Annotated in this window: 17 protein-coding genes, 2 tRNA genes and 1 riboswitch; of the genes, 12 read left to right on the top strand and 7 right to left on the bottom strand. The window is 58.5% G+C overall.

Annotated elements, in window-relative coordinates; all coding sequences use genetic code 11:
* The first annotated feature begins 31 nt into the window (after positions 1-31).
* The gene (locus tag HMPREF3138_RS12555; RefSeq protein ID WP_038872357.1) at positions 32-772 is read left to right on the top strand and encodes a transporter substrate-binding domain-containing protein; all 741 of its coding nucleotides are present in this window, start codon (positions 32-34) and stop codon (positions 770-772) included.
* On the opposite strand, the gene HMPREF3138_RS12550 is transcribed toward HMPREF3138_RS12555, so the two are convergent.
* The 4 genes from HMPREF3138_RS12550 to tenA all read right to left on the bottom strand — a co-directional run bounded on the left by HMPREF3138_RS12550 (position 773) and on the right by tenA (position 4,045).
* A complete protein-coding gene (locus tag HMPREF3138_RS12550) occupies positions 773-1,708 on the bottom strand; it encodes an ABC transporter substrate-binding protein (RefSeq protein WP_038872354.1) in 936 nt (311 codons plus the stop codon).
* Between the two features lie 152 nt (positions 1,709-1,860).
* Positions 1,861-2,628, bottom strand: coding sequence for an ABC transporter permease (locus tag HMPREF3138_RS12545; RefSeq protein WP_038872353.1), 768 nt, complete (start codon positions 2,626-2,628; stop codon positions 1,861-1,863).
* The gene (locus tag HMPREF3138_RS12540) at positions 2,625-3,365 is read right to left on the bottom strand and encodes an ABC transporter ATP-binding protein (RefSeq protein ID WP_070559078.1); all 741 of its coding nucleotides are present in this window, start codon (positions 3,363-3,365) and stop codon (positions 2,625-2,627) included. The genes HMPREF3138_RS12545 and HMPREF3138_RS12540 overlap by 4 nt, the downstream gene beginning before the upstream one ends.
* Positions 3,362-4,045 carry a thiaminase II gene (gene tenA / locus HMPREF3138_RS12535; RefSeq protein ID WP_038872347.1) on the bottom strand — a complete coding sequence of 228 codons (684 nt, stop codon included), beginning with the start codon at positions 4,043-4,045 and terminating at the stop codon, positions 3,362-3,364. The genes HMPREF3138_RS12540 and tenA overlap by 4 nt, the downstream gene beginning before the upstream one ends.
* A gap of 62 nt (positions 4,046-4,107) precedes the next feature.
* Positions 4,108-4,210, bottom strand: a riboswitch (TPP riboswitch).
* Positions 4,211-4,360: 150 nt separating this feature from the next.
* Here tenA and HMPREF3138_RS12530 point away from each other — a divergent pair.
* The 4 genes from HMPREF3138_RS12530 to gap all read left to right on the top strand — a co-directional run bounded on the left by HMPREF3138_RS12530 (position 4,361) and on the right by gap (position 8,320).
* The gene (locus tag HMPREF3138_RS12530) at positions 4,361-5,383 is read left to right on the top strand and encodes an LLM class flavin-dependent oxidoreductase (protein ID WP_038872343.1); all 1,023 of its coding nucleotides are present in this window, start codon (positions 4,361-4,363) and stop codon (positions 5,381-5,383) included.
* 13 nt (positions 5,384-5,396) lie between these two features.
* Positions 5,397-6,131, top strand: a complete 735-nt coding sequence (locus HMPREF3138_RS12525) for an SDR family NAD(P)-dependent oxidoreductase (protein ID WP_038872340.1) — start codon at positions 5,397-5,399, stop codon at positions 6,129-6,131.
* Positions 6,132-6,257: 126 nt separating this feature from the next.
* Positions 6,258-7,232, top strand: a complete 975-nt coding sequence (locus tag HMPREF3138_RS12520) for a GlxA family transcriptional regulator (protein WP_038872337.1) — start codon at positions 6,258-6,260, stop codon at positions 7,230-7,232.
* 77 nt (positions 7,233-7,309) lie between these two features.
* Positions 7,310-8,320: a type I glyceraldehyde-3-phosphate dehydrogenase gene (gene gap / locus HMPREF3138_RS12515; RefSeq protein ID WP_038872334.1), complete on the top strand. Its 1,011-nt coding sequence runs from the start codon at positions 7,310-7,312 to the stop codon at positions 8,318-8,320.
* A gap of 54 nt (positions 8,321-8,374) precedes the next feature.
* Here gap and HMPREF3138_RS12510 read toward each other — a convergent pair.
* Positions 8,375-8,450, bottom strand: a tRNA-Asn gene (locus HMPREF3138_RS12510).
* A gap of 99 nt (positions 8,451-8,549) precedes the next feature.
* Positions 8,550-9,350 carry a DgsA anti-repressor MtfA gene (gene mtfA, locus HMPREF3138_RS12505; RefSeq protein ID WP_038872331.1) on the bottom strand — a complete coding sequence of 267 codons (801 nt, stop codon included), beginning with the start codon at positions 9,348-9,350 and terminating at the stop codon, positions 8,550-8,552.
* Positions 9,351-9,442: 92 nt separating this feature from the next.
* On the opposite strand from mtfA, the gene HMPREF3138_RS12500 reads away from it, so the two are divergent.
* From HMPREF3138_RS12500 to HMPREF3138_RS12490, 3 genes are all read left to right on the top strand, one after another.
* Positions 9,443-9,532: transfer RNA gene (locus HMPREF3138_RS12500), tRNA-Ser, on the top strand.
* Positions 9,533-9,797: 265 nt separating this feature from the next.
* Complete coding sequence (locus tag HMPREF3138_RS12495) at positions 9,798-10,430, top strand: ECs1377 family protein (protein ID WP_038872328.1); 633 nt, start codon at positions 9,798-9,800, stop codon at positions 10,428-10,430.
* Between the two features lie 272 nt (positions 10,431-10,702).
* On the top strand, positions 10,703-11,665 hold the full coding sequence (locus HMPREF3138_RS12490; protein ID WP_038872325.1) for a hypothetical protein: 963 nt from the start codon (positions 10,703-10,705) through the stop codon (positions 11,663-11,665).
* A gap of 50 nt (positions 11,666-11,715) precedes the next feature.
* Here HMPREF3138_RS12490 and HMPREF3138_RS12485 read toward each other — a convergent pair whose 3' ends face one another.
* A complete protein-coding gene (locus tag HMPREF3138_RS12485) occupies positions 11,716-12,150 on the bottom strand; it encodes a DoxX family protein (protein ID WP_038872322.1) in 435 nt (144 codons plus the stop codon).
* A 1,677-nt stretch (positions 12,151-13,827) separates the two neighbouring features.
* Between HMPREF3138_RS12485 and HMPREF3138_RS12480 the strand changes: the two genes are divergently transcribed.
* From HMPREF3138_RS12480 to HMPREF3138_RS12465, 4 genes are all read left to right on the top strand, one after another.
* Positions 13,828-14,793, top strand: a complete 966-nt coding sequence (locus HMPREF3138_RS12480; RefSeq protein ID WP_038872313.1) for a type VI secretion system protein TssA — start codon at positions 13,828-13,830, stop codon at positions 14,791-14,793.
* A 24-nt stretch (positions 14,794-14,817) separates the two neighbouring features.
* A complete protein-coding gene (gene tssB, locus HMPREF3138_RS12475; RefSeq protein WP_038872309.1) occupies positions 14,818-15,375 on the top strand; it encodes a type VI secretion system contractile sheath small subunit in 558 nt (185 codons plus the stop codon).
* Complete coding sequence (gene tssC / locus HMPREF3138_RS12470; protein ID WP_019456177.1) at positions 15,372-16,898, top strand: type VI secretion system contractile sheath large subunit; 1,527 nt, start codon at positions 15,372-15,374, stop codon at positions 16,896-16,898. Before tssB ends, tssC begins: the two co-directional genes overlap by 4 nt.
* A 231-nt stretch (positions 16,899-17,129) precedes the next feature.
* Positions 17,130-17,654: an Hcp family type VI secretion system effector gene (locus HMPREF3138_RS12465; RefSeq protein WP_004935369.1), complete on the top strand. Its 525-nt coding sequence runs from the start codon at positions 17,130-17,132 to the stop codon at positions 17,652-17,654.
* The last annotated feature ends 110 nt before the right edge of the window (positions 17,655-17,764 follow it).

The raw sequence follows: 17,764 nt of genomic DNA, 5'->3' as shown, positions 1-17,764 counted from the left end.
CGGTGCGCCCATCAGCCATTCAGGAGGAAGTATGCAGACGATTCCCGCCGCGGTACTCGACGATCTGGCCCCGCAAGGCGTGTTGCGCGCGGCGATCAACTACGGCAATCCGGTGCTGGCACAGGCCGGAGCCGGTGGCAAACCGCAAGGCGCTTCGGTGGAGCTGGCCGCCGCGCTGGCTCGCGAACTGGACGTGGCGCTGGAGCTGGTGACCTATGACGCGGCCGGCAAGGTGTTCGCCGACCTGGACAGCGGCGCCTGGAACCTGGCGTTTATGGCCATCGAGCCGGTGCGCGCGGCGCAAATCGCCTTCAGCGAACCCTACGTGATCATTGAGGGGACTTACCTGGTGGCAAACGACGCGCCTTACTTTGAGGTGGCGCAGCTCGACAGGCCGGAGGTGCGCATTGCGGTCGGCCAGGGCGCCGCGTACGATCTGTTTTTGTCGCGTACGCTGCAGCAGGCGCAGCTGGTGCGGGCGGCTACTTCCGCCGAGGCGATCGCGCTGTTTTTCGAACGCGGGCTGGAGGCGGCGGCCGGCGTGCGTCAACCGCTGCTGGCCGCCGCGGCCGCCCATCCCGGCTACCGAGTGCTGGATGGGCATTTCACCGCCATTCGCCAGGCGATGGCGGTGCCGCGGCAAAAAACGCAGGGCGCCGCCTACGTGAACGCGTTTATCGAACGCTGCAAGGCCAACGGGCTGGTGAAGGCGGCCCTGCAGCGCAGCGGCCAGGGCGAAGTGACGGTGGCGCCGCCGGCCGCTTCGGCGTGATCAGTTCAGCTCCACCGCATACTGTTCCACCGGGGTGATTTTCTTGATCAGCTTGTTGTCGAACAGGAACTGTTCGTAAGCCTGGTAGCGTGCCCGATCCAGCTTGGCCGGATCGCGCGCGAACAGCGTCAGGCTGGCTTGCCAAGCCTGTTTGTTCAGCTCGGTATTCAGCTCCGGGTGCGCCTTGGCGAACGCCAGCCAGGTGTCCTGCGGGTGCGCATGCAGGTAGTCGCTGCCTTGCTTCAGCGCGGCGAGGAACTTGCGAATTTTCGGCTCGTTCACCGCATCGCGGTGGGCGACGATGATCAGCTCGTCGTAGGCCGGCACGCCGAAATCTTCGACGTTGAACACCACCGGCGTCTTGCCCTGCAGCTTCAGCTCCAGCGCTTCGATGTTGCGGTAGCCGCCGATCACCGCATCGACCTGGCCCGCCAGCAGGGCGCTGGTCAGCTGGAAGTTGACGTTGATGAGCTTGATGTCCTGCGGCTTGAGGTGCTCGTGTTCGACCATGGTGGCCAGCGTCGCCTGTTCGATGCCGCTGACCGAGTAACCCACCGTTTTGCCCTTGAGATCCGCCGGCGACGTGATGTTTTTATCCAGCGCGATCACCGTATTCAACGGCGTGTTGATCAGCGAGCCGACGCGCATCAGCGGCAGGCCCTGATCGGCGAAGAAATGCAGCTGCGGCTGATAGGTGATGGCGAGGTCGGCCTGTTTGGCGGCCACCAGCCGCGGCGGCAGCGCCGGATCGGACGGCGGCACGATCTTGACGTCCAGCCCTGCGGCCTTGAAGGCGCCGATCTGCTCGGCCACCATAATCGGCGCGTGATCGGGGTTGATGTACCAGTCGAGCACCAGCGTCAGCTTTTCGGCCGCGCCGGCCTGGCCAGCCAGAGCGGCGCTGAGCAGCAGCCCGCAGAGGGTCTTTTTAATCATGGTTGGTTCCTTATTATTCAAAGGTTATACCCTAAATAGTTCGAGTTGCAGGAAGGCGGCAACTGAGCGAGTCCCGATGAGCTTACTTAAGTAAGTGATTCGGGTGAGCAAAGGCAGCCAACACACCTGTAACTTGAAATATGACGGGTATATCAGTCGTTTTCCGGCGCCCAGGCGATCAGGCGCCGCAGCAGCGCATCCACCGCAGCCCACAGCAGCACGGTCATCAGCACCAAAATAAACAGCGCGGCGAAGCAGACGTCGGTCTGCATGCGCGCGTTGGCGTTCAGCATCACGTAGCCCAGCCCTTCGGCCGAGCCGACCCATTCGCCGATGATGGCGCCGATGGGCGCGACGGCGGCGGCCATGCGCAGGCCGGAGCCGAAGGCCGGCAGCGCCGCCATCAGCCGCACGTGCCGCAGCTGCGCCCAGCGCGAAGCGCGCATCGTGCGCGCCAGATCGAGATAGTCGTTGTTGACCCGGCGCAGCCCGTCGAAAAAGGCCGACACCACCGGGAAGAAGATCACCAGCACCGCCATCGCCACCTTGGCGCTCATGCCGAAGCCGAACCACAGCACCAGCAGCGGCGCCAGGGCGAACACCGGTATCGCCTGGCTGGTGAGCGCCAGCGGCATCAGCCAGCGTTGCAGGCGCGGCGAGAAGATCATGCACAGCGCCAGCGCCGCGCCGAGCAGCACGCCCAGCGCCAGCCCGCTGACGATCTCCGAAGCGGTGACCAGCGTGTGCCAGGCGAGATAGGCGCGTCCGTCCCACAGCGCCTGCGCCACCGCGCTCGGCGTGGGCAGCAGAAAGGCCGGAATGCCGCTTTGCGCCGCCAGCCACCACAGCAGCAGCAGGCCGGCAAACACCGTCAGCCCGCGCCGTAGGCGGGTAAGCCCGCGTTCTTTGGCGATATTCATTGCGCGGCCCTCACCAGCTGCTGCAGCAGCTCGGCCTGGCTTTTCAGCAACTCGGCGTCATCCGGCGCGCGCGGCGGTTGCCCGCTGATGCGGTGGGTATCGTCGAGGCCCAGCGGCCAGGGTGACAGCACCAGCAGCCGGTGGCTCAGGCGGCAGGCTTCCATCGGATCGTGGGTGATCAGCAGCACGGTGTTTTGCGCCAGCAGTTCGGCGGCCAGGCTCTGGATCTCGGCGCGGGTAATGGCGTCCAGCGCGGAAAAGGGTTCGTCCATCAGCACGATCGGCTGGCGTTCGTAGAGCGTGCGGGCGATGGCGGCGCGCTGGCGCATGCCGCCGGACAGCGCGGCGGGCAGGCTGCGGCCATGCGCGGCCAGGCCCACGAGCTCCAGCAGGTGCGCCGCCCACGCCCGGTCCGGCGTTTCGCCGCGCAGCCGCGAGCCGAGGGCGACGTTCTCCTCGACGGTCAGCCACGGGTAGAGCAGGTCTTTTTGCCCCATGTAGGCGATGCGCCCGGCGATCGGCAGGCCGTCGCTGCCGGTCACCGTGCCCGAGGTAGCCCGTTCCAGGCCGGCGATGATCTTCAGCAGGCTGGTTTTGCCGGCGCCGCTGGCGCCGAGCAGGGCGACGAAGCTGCCGCCGGCGATGTCGAAGCTCAGCCGATCGAAGACGATTTGCTGACCGAAACGCAGGCTGAGATCCCGCACCTGGATGCCGGGCGGGAGAAGCGGGGAGGTCATGAGGCGTTCAGCCCCATCTGCCAAAAAGCCGATTCCAACTGGGTGGCGGTGGTGAAAATCTGCGCCAACTCGGTGAGGCGGCCCTGTGCGCCGCGCTGGTGGCCGACGGTTTCCAGCAGCTCGATGGCGGCACGCACGCCGGCCAGATAGCCCTCGTCGCCGTAGTTGCGGATCCAGGAGGCGTAAGGATTGCCCTCCATTTTGGTGGCGGGGTCGTGCAGCAGCCGCAGGCCGATTTCGGCATAGCCGGCCACGCAGGGCAGCAGGCCGGCCAGCAGGTCGAGGGCGTCGCCGGCATGGCCGATATCCAGCACGTAGCGGGTGTAGTTCATGGTCTCCGCCGCTTCCGGCTGGGCGGCGATCTGCGTTTCGCTCAGCCCCCATTCGGCGCAGTAGGCGACGTGCAGCGGCAGTTCGGCGACGATGCCGTTGAGCGAGGCGGTGGCGGCGCGCATTTCCGGCAGGGTGCGCAGCTTGCTGACCAGCAGCGCGTAGGCGCGGGCGAAGTGCAGCAGGAACAGGTAGTCCTGGGTCAGGTAGCGGCGAAAAGCGCGTTCGGGCAAGGTGCCGGCGGCCAGCTGCTGCAGAAACGGGTGATCGACGTAATCTTGCCAGTGGCTGCCGGCATGTTGGCGCAGCCGGCCGTAAAGACCGCTTTCGAACAGGGTGGTGATGGACATGGGACCTCCTTGAGTCAGTGGAGATCCGGGCACGCTGGGGTATGAACAGGCAACGGGTGAGAGCGTTGTTGCCTAACCGTCCCTTCGCTGGCATGACCCAGATCAGGTTCAAAGGGTTCGGCTTGCGCCATCTCAGCCCGTAACAGGACACCCCTCGGAGCTGCTTGTTATACGACATTTATTTTTTGATTACAATCGCCGGGCGGCGCGGCGGCAATCGGTTCGTTTAGTGCGATCGGGGGCGATTTTGCTGGCGCAGAGCGCGCGATTTTTGTCACTGTAGGCCGATGATTTTGCCTTTGAGGATGATTCCCGATGAAAAAGATTGGTTTTCTCTCGTTCGGCCACTGGTCGCCTTCCGCCCAGTCCGGCACCCGTTCCGCAGCGGATGCGCTGCTGCAGTCCATCGATCTGGCGGTCGCCGCCGAAGATCTGGGGGCGGACGGCGCCTATTTTCGCGTACACCACTTTGCGCGCCAGCTGGGATCGCCGTTCCCGCTGCTGGCCGCCATCGGCGCCAAAACCCAACGCATCGAGATCGGCACTGGCGTGATCGACATGCGTTATGAAAACCCGCTGTACATGGTGGAAGACGCCGGCGCGGCGGATCTGATCGCCGGCGGGCGGCTGCAGCTCGGCATCAGCCGCGGCTCGCCGGAGCAGGTGATCGACGGCTGGCGCTATTTCGGCTATGCCCCGGCTGACGGCGAGAGCGACACGGACATGGCCCGCCGCCATACCGAAGTGTTCCTGGAAGCGCTGCGCGGCGAAGGGTTCGCCGAGCCCAATCCGCAGCCGATGTTCCCGAATCCGCCCGGACTGCTGCGGCCGGAGCCGTTTTCCGCCGGGCTGCGCGACCGCATCTGGTGGGGCGCCGGTTCGAACGCCACCGCCGTCTGGGCGGCGAAGCTCGGCATGCACCTGCAAAGCTCGACGCTCAAGAACGACGAGACCGGCGAACCCTTCCACATTCAGCAGGCCAAGCAGATCCGCGCCTACCGCGCCGCCTGGCAAGAGGCCGGCCACGCGCATGAGCCGCGGGTTTCCGTGAGCCGCAGCATCTTCGCGCTGGTGGATCAGCGGGATCGCAACTACTTCGGCGGCGGCGGCAAGGAGGGCGATCAACTGGGGTATATCGACGCGCAGACCCGGGCGATCTTTGGCCGCAGCTATGCCGCCGAGCCGGACGTGCTGATCAAGCAGTTGGCGCAGGACGAGGCCATCGCCGAAGCGGATACGCTGCTTCTGACGGTGCCTAACCAGCTGGGCGTGGAGTACAACGCCCACGTCATCGAATCGATTTTAACCCATGTCGCGCCGGCGCTCGGCTGGCGCTAAACGGAGGAGTAACATGTCACGCATTTTCATTACCGGTTCGGTAGACGGGCTGGGCCGCGCCGCCGCGCAAACGCTGTTGGACGAAGGGCATCAGGTTATTCTGCACGCGCGTGCGCCCGGCCGTTTGGACGCGGTGCGCGACCTGCTGGATCGCGGCGCGCAGGCGGTGATTGGCGATCTGTCCGATGTGCAGCAGATCCGGCAGCTTGCCGAGCAGGTCAATCGCCTCGGCCGCCCGGACGCGGTGATCCACAACGCCGGTATGTTTACCGGGCCGCAGGTGATGCCGGTGAACGTGATTGCGCCCTACCTGCTGACGGCCCTGATCGAACGCCCCAAGCGCATCGTCTACCTGAGCAGCAGCATGCACTTTGACGGAGCGCCGGAACTGAACGGCGTAGACTGGCTCGGCGGCGCTGCGGGCTCCTATTCGGACAGCAAGCTGTTCGTCACTGCGCTGGCCGCCGCCGTGGCGCGCCTGTGGCCTGACGTGATCAGCAGCGCGGTCGATCCCGGCTGGGTGCCGACCAAAATGGGCGGCGCGGATGCGCCCGACGATCTGGCGCTGGGGCATGTGACGCAGGCGTGGTTGGTGACCAGCGATGAGCCGCAGGCCCTGGCGTCCGGCGGCTATTGGCACCATCAGCAACGGTTCGATCCCCACGCGGCGGTACACGACGAGGCGTTTCAAACGGCGCTGCTGGCGCAGTTGGCGCGCGCCGGCGGAGTGAGCCTGCCGCAGGCTTGAGGGCAGTGCTTTCCGGGCCCGTCGGTGCTTGCCGGCGGGCTTTTTTATGCCCGCAGAGTGAACCGGCGAGGCTTTTCTTATACAGTGGCTGCATGACCTGTTTTGCTCGTTCTTCTTATTATCGCCATGCATACATTCCTGATTATCGTCCCTGAAGGGGGCATGCTGTTCGAAGCGGCGGGCATCGCCGATATCCTGATGCAGGCCAACCGTCTGAGCCCTGCCGGGGCGCCGCTGTATCAGATCGCGGTCGCCACCACGCAATCCCATCGGGTGATACACGGCCTGTCCGGGCTGAGCCTGTTGGCCGACCATCGCCTGGCGGATCTCGATCCGGCCCTGCCGCGCGATACCGTCATCGTTGCCGGCAAGGGGGCGACCGAAGCAGAGGGCGCCCTGGTGGCGGATTGGCTGCGCCGCGCGGCCCCGCAGGCGCGCCGTATCGCTTCCGTTTGCGGCGGGGCTCTGCTGCTGGCCGAGGCCGGATTGCTGGACGGACGGCGGGCGACCACCCACTGGCGGCTGGCGGAAACGCTGCAGGCGCGCTTCCCGCGGGTACAGGTCGAGAATGGCCCGATCTACGTGCAGGATGGGCCGATCTGGACCTCCGGCGGCGTCAGTTCCGGCTTCGACCTGACGTTGGCGCTGGTGGAGGACGACTATGGCTTCGTGCAGGCGCGCGAAGTGGCGCAGGATCTGGTGATGTTTCTGCGTCGCCCCGGCGGGCAGGCGCAGTTCAGCCGCTACCCGCTCAACCAGGCCAAATCGCCGGGCCCGATCCGCGATCTGCAGTCTTGGATCCTGGAAAACCTCGCCGACGATCTCAGCGTCGATCGGTTGGCCGAACGCGTGGCGATGAGCCCGCGCAACTTTACCCGCGTATTCACCCGCGAGACGGGCATTTCTCCCGCCAAATTCGTCGAAGAAGGGCGGTTGCATACCGCCAGGCAACGCCTTGAGCAGAGTGCGGAGGGCATCGAACAGATCGCGCTGGCCACCGGCTTTGGCAACGGCCTTAACCTGCGGCGGGTGTTTGAGCGCAAATTGCAGCTGACCCCGAGCGAGTACCGCGAACGTTTCCACGCGCGCAATTTGGCTTAAATTGATCGGTAAACGTCATTTACGCCGCCTCGGGGCAGGGCTAGATTTGAGGCAAAGCCCAAAACGAGGAGAGCATCATGGTGAAAGTAGGCATTAACGGCTTCGGCAGGATCGGGCGCAACGTGCTGCGCGCGGCGCTGGGCCGCAGCGATTTTGAAGTGGTGGCGATCAACGATCTGACGGACAGCAAGACGCTGGCGCACCTGCTGAAATACGACACGCTTTCCGGCACCCTGGCGGCCAGGGTGGAAGCCGGCGACAACCAGCTGTTGCTGGACGGCCGGCCGATCCAGGTGTTTTCGCAGCGCGATCCCGCCGCGATCCCCTGGAGCAGCGTGGGCGTGGACGTGGTGATCGAAGCGACGGGCTTCTTTACCGATAAAGCCAAGGCGGAAGTGCACATCACCCACGGCGGCGCCAAGCGGGTGATTATCTCGGCGCCGGCTAAGAACGACGACATCACCATCGTCATGGGCGTTAACGACCAGCTCTACGATCCGGCGCTGCATAAAGTGGTCAGCAACGGCAGCTGCACCACCAACGGACTGGCACCCGCCGCTCAGGTGCTGCATCAGGCCTTCGGCATCGAATACGGGCTGATGAACACCACTCACGCCTATACCAACAGCCAGGCGCTGCACGATCAGCCGGAAAAAGATCTGCGCGGCGCGCGGGCGGCGGCGGAGTCGATCGTGCCTTACTCCAGCGGCGCGGCCAAGGCGCTCGGCAAGGTGATCCCGGATCTCGACGGCCGCCTGACCGGTTACTCGCTGCGGGTGCCGGTGCCGGTGGTTTCCATCGTCGATCTGACGGTGACGCTGAAACGCCCGGCAACGGCGGAGGAGATTAACGCCGCTTTCCGCGCGGCGGCGGTATCCGGCCCGCTGAAAGGGATCTTGGGGTACAGCGATGAACCGCTGGTGTCGAGCGACTATCGGGGCGACGCGCGTTCGTCGATTATCGATGGTTTGTCTACGCTGGTCATCGGCGGCAACCTGGTGAAAGTGCTCGCCTGGTATGACAACGAGTGGGGCTTCTCCAACCGCTTGGTCGATTTGGCGCTGCTGATGGAACAACGCGGGCTGTAAATGCCCCATAGCAAAAAGCCCGCTTAAGTTTCCTTAAGCGGGCTTCTCTAAATATGGCTCCTCTGACTGGACTCGAACCAGTGACATACGGATTAACAGTCCGCCGTTCTACCGACTGAACTACAGAGGAATCGTGTGAACGGGGCGCATCATATCCAGCGGCCCCGGGTGTGTCAACGCTAAATTGCCTTGAGTGGTGCGACTGCTCGGTATCTGAGCAATGTGCCCGTCAATCAGCCCATTGCGCGTCGTTCTCCGCCTGGCTGCGTAGCAGGCGCGCCAGCGGATCCTGGCGGTAGAAGCGGCAAAAGTGCTGGTACAGCGCCGGGAAGCGTTCGGCCAGCAGCTCGGGGGCGCTGAAGAAATACTCCGACAGCACGGCGAAGCACTCGGCCGCATCGGTGGCGGCGTAGGCATCCATGCTGGCGGCCTCTTCACCGACCATGTCTATCTCGTCCTGCAGGCTTTCCATCGCGGCGTGCAGATCGTGCTCCCAGGCGGCCACTTCGCGCAGCGGGATCGGCGGTACGCCGGTGGCGACGCCGCCGTTGCGCATATCCAGTTTGTGCACCGCTTCGTGGATCACCAGATTGAAACCGGAAAGATCGAAAGAGTCCTGCACGTCTTGCCAGTTGAGCACGATCGGCCCCTGTTCCCAGCTTTGGCCGGACTGCACCACCGGCCCCGAGTGCACCAGGCCAATTTCGTCCTGCCATTCGTCTTCCACCACGAACGGAGTGGGGTAGAGCAGAATTTCGTTGAAGCCGTCGAGGCACTCCGCGCCGAGTTCCAGCACCGGCAGGGCGAACAGCAGGGCGATGCGCGCCTGCATTTGCGAGGTGAGCTGCAGCCCCTGCAGCGGCACGATGCGCTTTTGCTGCAAGATCTGCCCGGCAACGGCCACCAGCCGCTGCTGCTCCTGCTCATTCAGCGGCGAGAGCAGCGGGATCGCCAGCGCGTCCTGCCACTGGGCCTGAGTGTCTGCCTGGGGTTGAGAGGGTTGAGTCGCTTTCCACGGCCATTTAATCATCAGGTTGCTCGTAAACTCATCACTTGAACGTTCAGCGGTATGCTAATGCTGTAAAAATGCCGTAAAAGCGGGCATGATAGCAAGCGTTGTTAGGAGAGATGCCGGAGCGGCTGAACGGACCAGTCTCGAAAACTGGAGTAGGGGCAACTCTACCGGGGGTTCAAATCCCCCTCTCTCCGCCACTATTCAATCACTTACGAATAAATCTTTCAACGATCCCCATCACAGTAAAACCAGCGTTCCTATCGGCTGTCGTCCCTTATATCCCTGTCCCGACGTTATCAAACCGTCTTTTCGTCTCACTCTTTGTCCTGCTGTGACCGCCACCCCGACCTGCGCCGTTTTCCCGTTTTTACGCCTCCTGTCACGCGATGCGGTGTTGTACTGTTGCCCGCGGGTAGGGTAATTTGCTGATGGCAATGATGACTGACGCGGGGGCTAACGGGCATGAACGAGAAAATCGACTATCACATCGAGAAATACCATTTCGCGCCGCTGGATGAGGCCCCGCGGCTTGCGCACCAGTGGAGCGAGGTGCTGAACGAGTGCCGCGAGACGCAGGCCGGAGCGGAAGAGCGTCTGCGCATTGCGCTGCTCAACGTGGACTACGTAACCAGCTTCGAACTGCCTTTCCGGTTATTGCTGGTGCGGGCGCCGCAGCTGATCGCCGGAATACGGGAGGAACTGCCGCTCAGCCAGAAGAATGTGGTGTTCAACGGCAAGCGTTTCGGCTGCGTCTACAGCCTGAAAAGCGATTTGAGCGGCGTGCCGGAGGCCTTTCAGTACAGCCTGTCGACCCGCATTCACCGCCGGGCGGCATCGGGCGTGGACGCGCTGCCTTACCGGGAAATCGCCAAGGCGCTCAAGGCGCCGCGTGAGCGGCTCAGACTGGCGCTCGAGCAAGGGCTGCCGGTAACGGCGCTGGACGGATTGTTCTGGTTCGGCATCCAGCGCATTGCCGCCGAGGTGCGCAGGCTAAGAAAAACCGGCATGGCGATCGTGACGGCGGAAACGGAGATCTTCGACACCCTGACCGGCACCACGCGCAAGGTCCCGGTGTACCGCCTGGCCGAGAGTTAATGGCCGATAGCCGGCGGTTCAGACTCTAAAGCTTGATTCCCGCCGGGCTTTGCCTGGCTCTTCCAGGTTCTTTTTTACCCGCGTCTCCTCGCCGCTCGGCAAGCAAACCGACGCGACGTATTCCTCAAACCTGAAACGCGTTCGCTCTGCCGCTGTACAACGCAAACGGCGGGCCACCGCCGATAGCCGGTGCCATGATGGTGTTTCCGGTCGGCGGCGCCGTTTGCCGCCCACCTTTGGCTAGCATCGACGAGGGTTTGAAGGGGAAGAGTATGTTGAAACGTTTTGCACTGCTGTGCTGGTGCCTGTTCGGCGCTAACGCGCTGGCGGCGGGCCCCAATGCCAATATCAAGTATTACGGCTATGACTGGCTGGACTTTTATGAAACCGCCACGCCGTCTTTCAGCGCCACAGAAGCGCTTAAGGCGATTACCGACACCGGCTTCAGTATGACCAATCTGAATGTGGTGCACACGATGGCAAGCCTTAATCTGCCTGTTTGCGCCGGTGGCACCTGCGCCGTGAATATTCAGGCTGGCTCGGGGGCGGTATCGGGATCGCCGTTTATCGATATCTGCCCTGGGGCGGTCTCGAACAGCAGTTGCCGGGCCGCAGGTTCCTGGAACGCCATCTGGACGGTGGTCAAGAAGATCGCCGAAGCTAAATATAAGCCCGGCGCCATTTATTTTATCGATGAGCCGTTCGACGTTCCTGCCTTACAGACCGCGGGGAAATATGACGCTTACCAATACTCCAGCTATGTTTGCACCCTGCGGCAGGCCATGCAGCAGTATGGGGTCGCGATCCCCGTCTATACCATCTTGTCCTACCGGCATGCCAACGACGCCGAATGGATCCGTGAAATACAGCAGGGCGCACCCGCGACCGCGTGCCCGGCCAACGTCAAAAGCACGCCCGATTGGGTTGGGGTGGATAACTACAACTGGTCGGTGGCGGATATGTGGAGTACCTACAATCGCCTGGCGCCGATAAGCGCCGCCGGACAAAAATGGGTGTTGGTACCGCCTTCTACGGCGTCGTTAGGAATGAACGACCAGCAACTTCATGCGCAAATTCAACTGTATTGGGATTTCATTAATCGGTATCCGACTGCGCCCGTGGTTTACATCATGAACTGGCGGTTTGATCGCGCGGTCACCGAGAACCGCGCGGCCTTCCCCGAATCGACCGCCTTATTGTCTTTCATGGCGAACACGCTGCTCACCAAACCTTAAGCGTGCAAAAAGGAGGTTCACATCAGGAACCTCCTTAATCATGGTACCGCTTATCGATAGGCTTCATTGCGCGCGATCGCGTATTTGCCGCTGCCCAGCAGCAGGATGGCAAGCCCGCCCATAAAGAACACCAGTTCGTTTTCAATGCCCCAGGCGCCGACGTCGGTGACGGTGAATACCTTGCCAGTGCCCACCATCAAAAACGCCACCACCAGCGTAAAGGCGTAAACCAGCGCGGCGGGGCGGGTGAACAGCCCCAAAATGATCAGTATCGGCGCCAGGATCTCGCCCACATACACGCCATAGGCGATGAAGGCGGGCAGCCCCTGTTCCCGCAGCGCTCCGGCGATCCAGCCGACGCCATGCTGAATTTTCGCTACGCCGTGAAACAGCATCAGCCCGCCGAAGGTCAATCTGAGCGCCAACTTGCCGGCGTCCGGGCGATCAAAAAGACGAGTGAATGCCGCATTCAGTGATTTAACCATGGCCTTTTCTCCTGAATAGGAATGATTTTCAATCAATGTACCAGCCAGGTGAATGCGAAAGATGTCCTGGATCAGTAAAACGGTGGGCTTCGCGTCGACTTTTCGCGTGAGGTGGAGGGATAGCTGAAAGGCGGCAGCTCTCTCAGGGAGCGCACGTTCAAGGAGGCAGGGGAGGTTGCGTTCCGCTTTTTCACCCGCAATAACATTCTCACACCGGCTGAACGTAGGGTAAAAAAAGTCTCTGGGCCGTTTTCACGCGTTACCTGGTTATGCGGCTGCACATTCTTTTTATGTCTTTTTTTACCCCCGGAGTCGCGGCGGCGTCACTGTGTGAGGATGGTGGCAACATAAAGATCAATAAGGTTTTTTTCCTTAATAATAATCGACGAAGCGCGTGTGATATAACTCCATAGGGTTAATCTTGTTTTTATTTTGTACCGCTAACTAATTAGCGGTTCTTTTTCGCCATCTTATTGGGAATTATCTTGCTTATTTTGTTTTGCGAAAGTTGATCCTGTGGAAAGGAATGCTGCTCGTTGCATTTATTTTCGATTTTTTCCTTTTTTTTTGATGTGAATTCAACGGTGAAGAGATTCCGACTGATTTTATGAGTGGCATTATGATCGGTTGTAAACTTGGGTGAACTATTTTTATCAGACTAAAAATAACAGAAATACTGATTTTTTAAGTTATTGAATTGTTTGATAATTGTATATTATTTTGTTAATTTTTTATTAAAAAAATAATGTTTTTCCTTGATATTGGTTTTGGCTTTGCTAGTATCAAATTAGTGGTCTTATCAGTTAGGAAAACATCCCTTGAGCATGGAGTGGATCGCTGGTCATAACGGGGTTATCGCCGTCACAAGATTGAAGTGGTTATTTTTCCGGCAGGTGAAATGATATTATTTATACCACTTTATCGAACCCAGCGATTTTTTAGATGCTGACTCAGTGCTGGCCTGGCGTAAAAGAATACGTCGGTGAGTGGGGGAGTGAATCTTAAGTTAATCTGATCATTACCCTGGGTTAACTATAAAAAATGCGCTTTATCAACCCAGCTGTTTGCGCGCCACTACCGTGTTAGGTGCGCCACGGCGGAATGTTAACTCAGAACCTAAGCTTTAAAATTAATAATCAAAACTCTCGCCAAATTGTTTATTTTCACACCAGGTTTCGCATTTGTAAGTACTGAGTGCTGGAAATGAAAGTCACACTGTCATCGTGTTCTCATGATCATTTCGTGCTACCCGATCGCAAGAAACGAATGACTGTCATGCTTGTATGAAAAAATTTCACTATTTAGCATAGTTACCATTTGATTGTTAAATTATTTGTATTCTGAGGTTTTATTGGAATTATCCTACCAACGGAGAAACGTTGTTTTTAGGGCATTTTTTGATTTTTTTCCTATTATTAGCTTGCATAATTATTGCTTGTAACTTATTGATTTTAAAATTAAAAAATAAATGTGTAAATGTAAAATAGTTTAAACCGATCACTGAGTTTTTATTGATAGGTTTAATCTATTATTGTTGTTAATATTAATACATCTAAACAATTTGCGGGCTTGGTGACGACTAATTACGCTAAAAGGACTCTGGGAAAGACTGGCGAATGTAAAAGCCCATTTTTATAGGCTTTATGTTTGTAGTGCTGATGAAAAGGATATCAGGCCATGAATGAAGTCATCTCAACAGCAGTTAACGGCGTCGAATTTGACCCTCGATACAGTGAAATTGAATTCACGTTATCGGAATTTGACAGCCAAACCGATCCGCTGAATGCCGTGGATAATGCGCGCGACATCAATTGGCATGCTATTCGCGAGCAATCCGCCGCCTTACTTGAACAGTGCTTCGATTTACATGTCGTGCTGTGGTTTATGCGCGCTAACCTTCATATCGATGGTTTTTCGGCTGTCTATCAAGGCATCACGACTATCGACGGCAAATATGCCGAAGAGGGGAGCACCATTTTCCCTCAGGCCGATATGGAGCCGGCGACGGACAGCTTCCATGCGGCCGCGTTAGGCTGGCTCGCCACCTCGTCCTGCCTGCACGAAATCAAAAACAGCAAGATCTTCCCCGATACGCCGTTAACCACCGATGAACTGCTCAATATGCGAATGGACGAGCAGGAAGGCAAAAGCCTGCATTTTTCGGAAGTGGTGAAGGTGTTGGGGCAGGCTGACAGCTATTTTGCCGGCAGAAATATGCCGTCATTAAAAGAACAGCTGTCGCGGGGAATCGACGCCCTGGAGCGCGTGGAAAACTACGCCAACCTGCAGGCTGAAGATTACCGGCTGGACTGCCGCCAGGTACGCGACTATTTAGCGCTCTTCAGCCGCCAACTGCTCTCTCTCGAACAGCAGGAGTTGCCGGAGGAGATCGGCGCTGCGCCGGCCGACGCGGAAGCGGCGGAGGTGCCGGCCACCCTGCCTGGCAAATATATCCGTTCCCGGCAGGATGTCATTTTGCTGTTGGACCAGGTTTTGGACTATTTCCAAAACTATGAGCCCAGCCATCCGGCCCCCATTCTTATTCGACGTTCACAAAAAATGATCGGTATGGACTTCGCGACGATTGTTGAGGAGCTTTTGCCGGAATCTCTGGCCTCGTTAAATCAATTGTCCGGGAAGTAATTTTTCTCACAAAGGAGTTTTCCAATGGCTAAGGACTCAAGCTCTCAGAAATTTATCGGTAAAAATAACGCGCCCCGCGTGCAAATTGAATATGACGTAGAGCTCTACGGTTCACAAAAGAAAGTAGAGTTACCTTTTGTCACGGGGGTCATGTCCGATCTCTCTGGGCATCGGAAAAAACCTTTGCTGCCGATCGAAGAGCGGAAATTCCTGACGTTCGATCAGGACAATTTCAACGATCGCATGCGGGCCATTAAACCTCGTCTTCAATTTTACGTGGAGAATACCTTGAGTGAGGACGATGCGCTGCTGGACGTGGAATTAGAGTTTGAATCGATGGAGGATTTTTCGCCCGGCGCCATCGCCAAACGGGTTCCGCAGATGCAACGCCTGCTGGAGGCCCGCGAACATCTCACGGAACTGATCACGTATATGGATGGCAAATCCAGCGCGGAAGAGGTGGTGAAGAATCTGCTGGAGAAGCCCGATTTTCTGCATCGTTTGGTGACGGATGCACGTAAAACGGTCGCGGATGCAGAACAGGATGTGCAGGATTCCGGGAATAAAGGAGATGAGGAATGAGAGCGAGGCAACGACGCTATTCAGCTAAGCAGCAGGCAACGGCGGTCGCTGAAGTTGAAACGCAGGAAACGGAAAACGAGCTTGACGGTCTGCTCAAGCGTTCGTTCCGGCCCAGAACGAACGAGGCCTCAGAAGCGGTTCGTCGGGCCATCGGCACGCTGTCCGAATATGCCAACCAGGGCAAGGTCAAGGTCAGCCAGGATGTCGTATTGACCATTGAATCGCTGATCGCCCAGATTGACGAGCAGCTTTCGCAGCAGATGAACAATATCTTGCACCATAAGGAGTTCCAGAAGCTGGAGTCCGCCTGGCAAGGTCTGAGTTATCTGGTTGACAATACCAACGTCAGCGAAACGCTGAAGATTCGGGTATTGAACATCAGCCAGGATGAGCTGACGCGCAATCTGCGGCGCTACCGCGGATCGGCCTGGGATCAAAGCCCGGTGTTCAAACAAATTTATGAACAAGAGTATGGCCAGTTCGGTGGCGAGCCGTTCGGCTGCATCATCGGCGATTTTGAGTTCGATCACAGCCCGATGAGCGTGACGCTGCTGACGGAGCTGGCGAAAATTTCCGCCGCCTCGCACTGTCCGTTTATTTCCGCCGCTTCGCCGTCGCTGCTGCAGATGAGCAAGTGGAATGAATTGGGCAACCCGCGGGATATCGGCAAGATTTTCACCACGCCGGAATACGCTTCCTGGCGCCGCCTGCGCGAAAGCAACGATTCGCGTTATCTGGTGCTGACCATGCCGCGTTTCCTGTCGCGTTTGCCTTACGGTGCGAAGACCAACCCGATCGAAGAGTTCGCTTTCGAGGAGGCCGTCAGGCCGGATATGGATGATGATTTCTCCTGGGCCAACTCGGCGTATGCGATGGGCGTCAACATCAACCGCGCCTTCCATGAGTACGGCTGGTGTTCGAAAATCCGCGGCATCGAATCCGGCGGCTCGGTGGAGGAACTGCCCGCCTACGCGTTCCCTTCCGATGAGGGCGGTTATGAGCTGACGTGCCCGACGGAGGTCGCCATTTCCGATCGGCGCGAGCAAGAGCTGTCAGACGCCGGGTTCTTGCCTTTGGTGTATCGCAAACATTCTGATTTCGCCGCCTTTATCGGTTCTTGCACCATGCATGCCCCGGCGAAATATGAAGATCCGGATGCGACGGCCAACGCCAAGCTTTCTTCCCGGCTGCCGTACATTTTTGCCACGTGCCGCTTTGCACACTATTTGAAATGCATCGTACGCGACAAAATCGGTTCTTTCCGTTCCAGAGACGATATGCAGCTGTGGCTGAATGACTGGCTGATGAATTACGTGGATGGCGATCCTTCCGTGTCGACGGAAGCGACGAAAGCGCGTCGTCCATTGGCCGCCGCCGAAGTTCGCGTTGAGGATGTTGAAGACGATCCGGGTTATTACCGCGCACATTTCTATTTGCGCCCGCATTACCAGTTGGAAGGCATGACCGTGTCCTTGCGATTGGTATCAAAACTTCCGTCAGCCAAAAAAGATGGGAGCAGATAAGTCACGGCTGGTTATTGGTTTGGATATTGCCGACGTTAATTATTAAATGGCGTGGGTGAGAATTGATATTTCATTGAAATTTAGCGGCGTTATTCTCTGCGTCATGGCTATTTATTAATGGCTAATGGGTTCCCATTGTCGCTATTTCAATGATTGCGTAGGCAATATAACGACTTATCTGAGTAGATATTTCAATTAACGTAGTAGGACCTATCAGTCAAGGAGACAAAAATGAGCACTAAAGCTTTAGTAGACTATTTTTTGAAGATTGAAGGTGTTGACGGTGAATCCCCTGACCAAACTTATCCGGGATGGATTCAGCTGCAAGCCTGGCAATGGGCGGAGGAAAATGCCGGGCGCTGGGGATTCGGCAGCGGCGGTGGTTCCGGCAAAGTCGAAATGAAAGACTTTGAATTCCGTATGGTAAGCAATAAGGCTTCGCCGAAGCTGTTTCTGATGTGCGCCACCGGCGAGCATATTCCTCAGGCAAAACTTGTTTGCCGTAAATCAGGCCAGGGTCAGCAAGATTTTATTGCCGTGACCTTCAGTAACTGCCTGGTTTCCTCATTCAAGACCGTGGGTAATATGCCGCTGAACTCCACCATCGGTACTGAAATCGATACCGTGCTGCCAACCGATGTTATCAAGCTGAATTTCGCACGTATCGAAGTTGAGTACAAAGAGCAAAACAACGATGGCTCCATGGGTGCGGTGATTAAGACGGGGTATGACCTCAAGCTTAACGCCCGCATCTGATCATTGATGTCGTAACACTTATTGCAGGCCGTCTGCCCGCAGATCTTGCGGGCAGACACAATCATTACCGCGAGGTGTTAAGGAAGGTGCGAATAAGCAGGTCATTTCTT

The sequence above is a fragment of the Serratia sp. HMSC15F11 genome, from assembly GCF_001808215.1.
GTDB classification, from domain to species: domain Bacteria; phylum Pseudomonadota; class Gammaproteobacteria; order Enterobacterales; family Enterobacteriaceae; genus Serratia; species Serratia nevei.
The sequence above is the reverse complement of the archived record's forward strand: the minus strand, read 5'-3'. Positions and strand labels throughout refer to the sequence as shown.

Excerpts from the sequence above, each read along its gene's own strand:
- HMPREF3138_RS12555 (WP_038872357.1), top strand. The coding sequence starts at position 32 with ATGCAGACGATTCCCGCCGCGGTACTCGACGATCTGGCCCCGCAAGGC.
- HMPREF3138_RS12550 (WP_038872354.1), bottom strand. The coding sequence starts at position 1,708 with ATGATTAAAAAGACCCTCTGCGGGCTGCTGCTCAGCGCCGCTCTGGCT.
- HMPREF3138_RS12545 (WP_038872353.1), bottom strand. The coding sequence starts at position 2,628 with ATGAATATCGCCAAAGAACGCGGGCTTACCCGCCTACGGCGCGGGCTG.
- HMPREF3138_RS12540 (WP_070559078.1), bottom strand. The coding sequence starts at position 3,365 with ATGACCTCCCCGCTTCTCCCGCCCGGCATCCAGGTGCGGGATCTCAGC.
- tenA (WP_038872347.1), bottom strand. The coding sequence starts at position 4,045 with ATGTCCATCACCACCCTGTTCGAAAGCGGTCTTTACGGCCGGCTGCGC.
- HMPREF3138_RS12530 (WP_038872343.1), top strand. The coding sequence starts at position 4,361 with ATGAAAAAGATTGGTTTTCTCTCGTTCGGCCACTGGTCGCCTTCCGCC.
- HMPREF3138_RS12525 (WP_038872340.1), top strand. The coding sequence starts at position 5,397 with ATGTCACGCATTTTCATTACCGGTTCGGTAGACGGGCTGGGCCGCGCC.
- HMPREF3138_RS12520 (WP_038872337.1), top strand. The coding sequence starts at position 6,258 with ATGCATACATTCCTGATTATCGTCCCTGAAGGGGGCATGCTGTTCGAA.
- gap (WP_038872334.1), top strand. The coding sequence starts at position 7,310 with ATGGTGAAAGTAGGCATTAACGGCTTCGGCAGGATCGGGCGCAACGTG.
- mtfA (WP_038872331.1), bottom strand. The coding sequence starts at position 9,350 with ATGATTAAATGGCCGTGGAAAGCGACTCAACCCTCTCAACCCCAGGCA.
- HMPREF3138_RS12495 (WP_038872328.1), top strand. The coding sequence starts at position 9,798 with ATGAACGAGAAAATCGACTATCACATCGAGAAATACCATTTCGCGCCG.
- HMPREF3138_RS12490 (WP_038872325.1), top strand. The coding sequence starts at position 10,703 with ATGTTGAAACGTTTTGCACTGCTGTGCTGGTGCCTGTTCGGCGCTAAC.
- HMPREF3138_RS12485 (WP_038872322.1), bottom strand. The coding sequence starts at position 12,150 with ATGGTTAAATCACTGAATGCGGCATTCACTCGTCTTTTTGATCGCCCG.
- HMPREF3138_RS12480 (WP_038872313.1), top strand. The coding sequence starts at position 13,828 with ATGAATGAAGTCATCTCAACAGCAGTTAACGGCGTCGAATTTGACCCT.
- tssB (WP_038872309.1), top strand. The coding sequence starts at position 14,818 with ATGGCTAAGGACTCAAGCTCTCAGAAATTTATCGGTAAAAATAACGCG.
- tssC (WP_019456177.1), top strand. The coding sequence starts at position 15,372 with ATGAGAGCGAGGCAACGACGCTATTCAGCTAAGCAGCAGGCAACGGCG.
- HMPREF3138_RS12465 (WP_004935369.1), top strand. The coding sequence starts at position 17,130 with ATGAGCACTAAAGCTTTAGTAGACTATTTTTTGAAGATTGAAGGTGTT.